Consider the following 4,950-nt stretch of genomic DNA (forward strand, 5'->3'; position numbering starts at 1 on the left):
ATCCTGGGTACCGTGGTTGGCGCGGCGCTGGGCGGCGTAGTCGGCCACCAGTTTGGTGGCGGCAACGGCAAGAAGGTGGCAACAGCCGCGGGTGCCGTGGCCGGTGGCTATGCCGGCAATCAGGTGCAGGGCAACATGCAGGCGGGCGATACCTACCCCAGCACCGAGCAGCGTTGCAAGACGGTGCAGGAGAGCAGCACCCGTACCCTGGGTTATGATGTCACCTACCGCCTCGCCGGTCAGGAAGGCGTCATCCGCATGGACAAGGCCCCCGGCACCACCATACCGGTCAAGGAGGGCAAGCTGGTGATCGACCAGCCAAAAGTGTGATTTCTCCTGGCGCCAGTCAGCAGCAGGCCCGCCTCTTTCGAGACGGGCCTGTGTTTTTTGGCGGTTTGTTTCCCTTTTTTCAAACAACGGCACTCACGGTCATTGCGCTCAGGCGGTTACCCCTTGCAGCACTTTTTCACCGCCCGCACCACGTTCTGATAACCGGTGCAGCGGCAGAGATTGCCCGACAGCCCGCGGCGGATCTCCGCATCGGTCAGCGGGCGGCGATCTGTCTTGTCGAGTAAAGCCGCGCTCGCCATCACGAGGCCGGGGGTGCAAAAACCGCACTGCACCGCCCCCTCGTCGATGAAGGCCTGCTGCACATCGGAGAGCTGGTTGCCTTGCCGTTCCCCCTCCACGGTACGAATGGACTTACCATCGGCCCATACCGCGAGATAGAGACAGCTGTCGATGGCGATGCCATCCACCCGCACGGTACAGGCACCGCATTCGCCGACGCTGCACCCCTCTTTCACACTGATCAGCCCCTGCCCGCGCAGGAAGTAGAGCAGCGACATGGTGGGCGACACCGCATAGGAGTAAGGCTTGCCGTTGATCTCGCACTGGATCGCAACAGTGGGACAGGTTTGCGGTTGCATCATAGGATCTTGCCTCCGGCACGTTCGACAGCGCAGGCGATCACCCGCTGCGCCAAGGTTTTGATAAGGTGCAGGCGAAAGGCTTTCTCTGCCCGCCAGGAGGAGCGCGGCGCCACATCGGCCACCACCGCCTCGGCAATGGCCGCCAGCGTCGCCCGGGTCAGGGGTTGTCCCTCGGCTGCCGCCTCCGCATGCGGCGTGCGCACCGGTGTCGGTGCCGCCACCCCGTAGGCCAGACGCAGGCGCTTGAAGTGGCCATCCTCAATCTGGCAGTAGGCGGCGCAGCCGATGGTGGCGATATCCATGGCACCGCGCATGGCGTACTTGAAGTAGTGGGAGCCCACATGGGGATAGGGATCAGGGGCAAAATGAAACGCCACCAGGATCTCCGCCGGTTGCAGCGCCACCTTGCCGGGGCCTGTGTGAAAACCGGCGATGGTAATGCGGCGCGTGCCGCCCGGGCCGGCAATCTCAAGCTCTGCTTCCAGTGCCACCGTGGGCGCTGCCGAGTCGGCACTGGTGGCGCCGTTGCAGATGTTGCCGCCATAGGTGGCGACGTTGCGGATCTGCGGACCCGCGATGGTGGCGGCCGCTTCTGCCAGCATCGGCAGGCGACGCTGCACCAGCTCGTTTTCGATGATCTCGGTAAAGGTGGTGCCAGAGCCGATACGGATCGATCCATCAGCCAGCTCGCTCACCCCTTTGAGTTCCGGCAAGTCGTGAATATCGACGATATGGCGATAGGCAGGGTTGAGGTGATGAAGCTGGATCATCACATCGGTGCCACCGGCCAGCAGGCGCGCCTCGGGGTCGGCCTGGCGCAGGGCGAGCGCCTCGGCCACGCTGTGGGCCTTGTAGTAACGGGCAATATCAAACATGGTGTTGCTCCTCCCCTGATCCCTCGGTGATCAAACCCGCCGCGACAAACTCCCGAAACAGGGTCTTGGGGGTGATGGGCAGCTCGTTGATGGCCACCCCGGTCGCCATGCGAATGGCGTTACGGATCGCCGGGCCGGGGGAGATGATGGGCGGCTCCCCCAGTGATTTGTGGCCATAGACCGACTGGGGTTCATAGGTCTGCACGAAGTCGCATTCGAGCTCAGGCAAGTCCAGCATGGTGGGGAACTTGTAGTCGAGCAGGTTGGGGTTGCGCACCACGCCGGTCTTGGCGTCGATGATCATCTCCTCGAACAGGGACCAGCCGATCCCCATCCCCATGCCGCCGTGCACCTGCCCCTCTGCCAGCTGTGGATTAAGGATCTTGCCCGCATCGTGCAGGTTGATGATGCGATTGATGGTGACCTTGCAGAGATCGATATCGACGCTGAGATCGACAAAGGTGCAGCCGAAACTGGGCGGGTTGGTGGTGGTCTTGTGGGAGACCTCGGCGGTGATCTGGCCGCCGATGGTGAGGTGGTAGTAGGCGTTGACCGACACCTCGGCCACGCTGATCAGCACCTTGTCCGGCGCACCGGCCAACACCACGTAGCCGTCGATCAGGGCCAGCGACCCCACATCCTGATGGCAAAGCTGGGCCGCCAGCGACAGAATGCGAGCCCGCAGTTGCAGCGCCGCCTGATGGATGGCGGGGGCGGCCACATAACTCTGGCGCGAGGCGAACGAGCCCGGATCATAGGCGGTGATGTCGGTATCCTGGGTCGAGATGACCCGGATCTGCTCAAACGGAATGCCAAGCGTCTGGGCCGCCATCTGGGCAAAGACGGTATCCGACCCCTGCCCTATCTCGGTGGCGCCGATCTGCAGATTGACGGTGCCATCCTGATTGAGCAGCATGCGGGCCCCCGCAATTTCGACCCCCACCGGATAGGTGTTGGAGCCGTAGCTGAAACAGGCGACCCCGATGCCACGTCGCACCCGACTTGCAGGTTCCTGCCCCAAACACTCGGCTTTGAGCCGATCCCACTCGAACATCTCGCGACCACGCAGCAGGCACTCAGGTAGACCGGCGCTGTAGATGGTCTTCTGGTTGACCTGATTGACATCCCCTTCCCGCGCCACGTTGGCGATACGCACATCGAGCGGGTCTAATCCCAACTCGGCGCAGGCGTCATCGAGCATGCACTCGAGGGCAAAAATCACCTGGGGCGCGCCGTAACCGCGCATGGCACCGGCGGTGGGCAGGTTGCTGTAGAAGGTCGTGGCGTCATAACCAAAAGCGCTGCGCGGATAGAGGTAGCTGATCTTGTTGCCACCGGCGCTGGCGATGGAGTGGCCGTGGGAGGCATAGCCGCCGGTGTTGGAGAGCACGTCGAGCTGATAACCCTTGAGGGTGCCGTCGCGGTTGAGGCCCATCTTGCCATCGATAGCAAAGCCGTGGCGGGTGCGGGAGGCGAAGAAGCACTCTTCCCGACTCAAGGTCACCTTGACCGGCACGCCGCCGAGCTGGTAGCTCAAAAACGCCGCCATCGGCTCTTCCAGCACATCCTGCTTGTTACCAAAACCGCCGCCCATATAGGGCTTGATCACCCGCACACTCGACCAGGGCAGACCGAGGGATTTGGCGACCCGGCTGCGCACTATCTGGGGGATCTGGGTGCTGGAGACGACGATGATGTGGTCGGGTTGATCCATGTAGGCGTAGCAGGTCACCGTCTCCAGATGGCAGTGCTGCACCACTGGGGTCTGGTAGTGGCCGGTGAATTGAAAGTCGGCGGCGGCGATAGCCTGCTCCGGTTCATTGGCGCGAAGCTGGCTTTGGCGCAGCAGATTGCCGCTCGGGTGAATGGGATAAGCCCCCTCCGCGAGGGCGCTAGCAGCATCTGTCATCACCGGCAGCGGCTCGTAGGTCACCTTGACCAGCGAGGCCGCCTTCTCGGCAGTGAGCGGATCGCGCGCCACGACTATGGCGACCCCATCACCAAAGTGGCGCACATGGTCGGTGAGCAGGCGGCGGTCTTTCACATCCCGCTTGGCCTCATCGAGGGACCAGGCGTGACCGGCGGTGCGAAAACAGGTGGTGGGGACATCTTCATGGGTAAACACGGCTTCGACCCCGTGCAGGGCCAGCGCCTCGGTCGCGTCGATGGCGAGCACCTTGCCGTGGGCGATCTTGCTTCTCACGTACTTGGCGTGGCGCATCCCGAGCATGATGTTGTCATCGGTATAGCGGGCGCTGCCGGTCACCTTGGCCTCGGCATCCACCCGCTTGAGCGGTAATCCTATGGACATATGCAAGTCCTTGCTTCAGGTAAGAAAATCCAGAACCAGGATAAAAAACAGCAAGATATGCGCCTGTTTCCCGCAGACAGGCCAGCGATGAGGATAAGTGTGAAGAAGATCCCATCCGGCACCCCGGCCAGGCTGATGGCGTTGCCGGATTGCCGATTTTTCATGCACATTCAACCGCTGGCATACGACCCGTTATCAATCTGGTAATCCCCATTATCAAAATGGTACCTGCCGCGCCTGAAAAGCATCGGGGGCCACCTGTCTGTCACCCCCGATGAGACTCCCGTAATGACACCAGCCCCCTGGACTAGATGGCCCAGCCACCGGCGTAGAAGAGCACCAGCGCCAAGGCGATGATGACGGTGCCCGGATTGAGCTTGCGCCACTCGTTGGAGCAGATGCGGCCGATCACCAGGGCGCTGAAACCCAGCATGATGCCGGTGACTATGTTGCAGGTGAGCACGATAAAGACAGCGCACAGCAGGCCGGACATGGCCCCGACAAAGTCATCGAAATCGAGCTTGGTGACGTTGCTCAGCATCAAGAGCCCCACATACATCAGGGCCGGCGCCGTGGCATAGGCTGGCACCAGATAGGAGAGCGGCGAGAGGAACAGCATCAACAGGAACAGGCCGCCGACCACAGTGGCGGTCAGGCCGGTTTTGCCACCCGCTGCCGTGCCCGCTGCCGATTCGATATAGACGGCAGCCGGCGCAGCCCCCACCAGGCCGGAGAAGATGCTGCTGACCGAGTCGGCACTGAGCGCCTTGCCGCTGTTGATGATGTGACCATCTTTATCCAGCAAGTTGGCCTGCCCCGCCACCGCCCGTAT

At 62.5% G+C, this 4,950-nt stretch carries 6 protein-coding genes; 2 read left to right on the forward strand and 4 right to left on the reverse strand.

Translation table 11 applies throughout. The features are described from left to right. Positions 1-330, forward strand: a 330-nt coding sequence (locus AAC083_RS15340; protein ID WP_146181538.1) for a glycine zipper 2TM domain-containing protein, incomplete at its 5' end; no start/stop codon positions are given. Positions 331-446: 116 nt separating this feature from the next. Here the strand turns inward: AAC083_RS15340 and xdhC are convergent. From xdhC to xdhA, 3 genes are read right to left on the reverse strand one after another with little or no spacing between them, the layout of a single operon-like run. Then, a complete protein-coding gene (gene xdhC, locus AAC083_RS15345; protein ID WP_108535481.1) occupies positions 447-932 on the reverse strand; it encodes a xanthine dehydrogenase iron sulfur-binding subunit XdhC in 486 nt (161 codons plus the stop codon). Further along, positions 929-1,807, reverse strand: a complete 879-nt coding sequence (xdhB, locus tag AAC083_RS15350) for a xanthine dehydrogenase FAD-binding subunit XdhB (protein ID WP_108535482.1) — start codon at positions 1,805-1,807, stop codon at positions 929-931. Before xdhB ends, xdhC begins: the two co-directional genes overlap by 4 nt. Next, entirely contained in the window at positions 1,800-4,118 is a 2,319-nt protein-coding gene (xdhA, locus tag AAC083_RS15355; RefSeq protein WP_108535483.1) for a xanthine dehydrogenase molybdenum-binding subunit XdhA, read from the reverse strand. Before xdhA ends, xdhB begins: the two co-directional genes overlap by 8 nt. Between xdhA and AAC083_RS15360 the strand changes: the two genes are divergently transcribed. Next, complete coding sequence (locus AAC083_RS15360) at positions 4,119-4,325, forward strand: hypothetical protein (RefSeq protein WP_108535484.1); 207 nt, start codon at positions 4,119-4,121, stop codon at positions 4,323-4,325. 100 nt (positions 4,326-4,425) lie between these two features. On the opposite strand, the gene AAC083_RS15365 is transcribed toward AAC083_RS15360, so the two are convergent. Further along, a partial coding sequence (locus AAC083_RS15365; RefSeq protein ID WP_146181539.1) for an NCS2 family permease occupies positions 4,426-4,950 on the reverse strand: 525 nt, incomplete at its 5' end.

The sequence above is a fragment of the Aeromonas sp. HMWF014 genome (genome assembly GCF_963878295.1).
In the GTDB taxonomy this organism is placed as follows: Bacteria; Pseudomonadota; Gammaproteobacteria; order Enterobacterales; family Aeromonadaceae; genus Aeromonas; species Aeromonas popoffii.

Bases quoted from the DNA above. Each gene is read 5' to 3' on its own strand.
- xdhA (WP_108535483.1), bottom strand. From the start codon at position 4,118: ATGTCCATAGGATTACCGCTCAAGCGGGTGGATGCCGAGGCCAAGGTG.
- AAC083_RS15360 (WP_108535484.1), top strand. From the start codon at position 4,119: ATGCAAGTCCTTGCTTCAGGTAAGAAAATCCAGAACCAGGATAAAAAA.
- xdhC (WP_108535481.1), bottom strand. From the start codon at position 932: ATGATGCAACCGCAAACCTGTCCCACTGTTGCGATCCAGTGCGAGATC.
- xdhB (WP_108535482.1), bottom strand. From the start codon at position 1,807: ATGTTTGATATTGCCCGTTACTACAAGGCCCACAGCGTGGCCGAGGCG.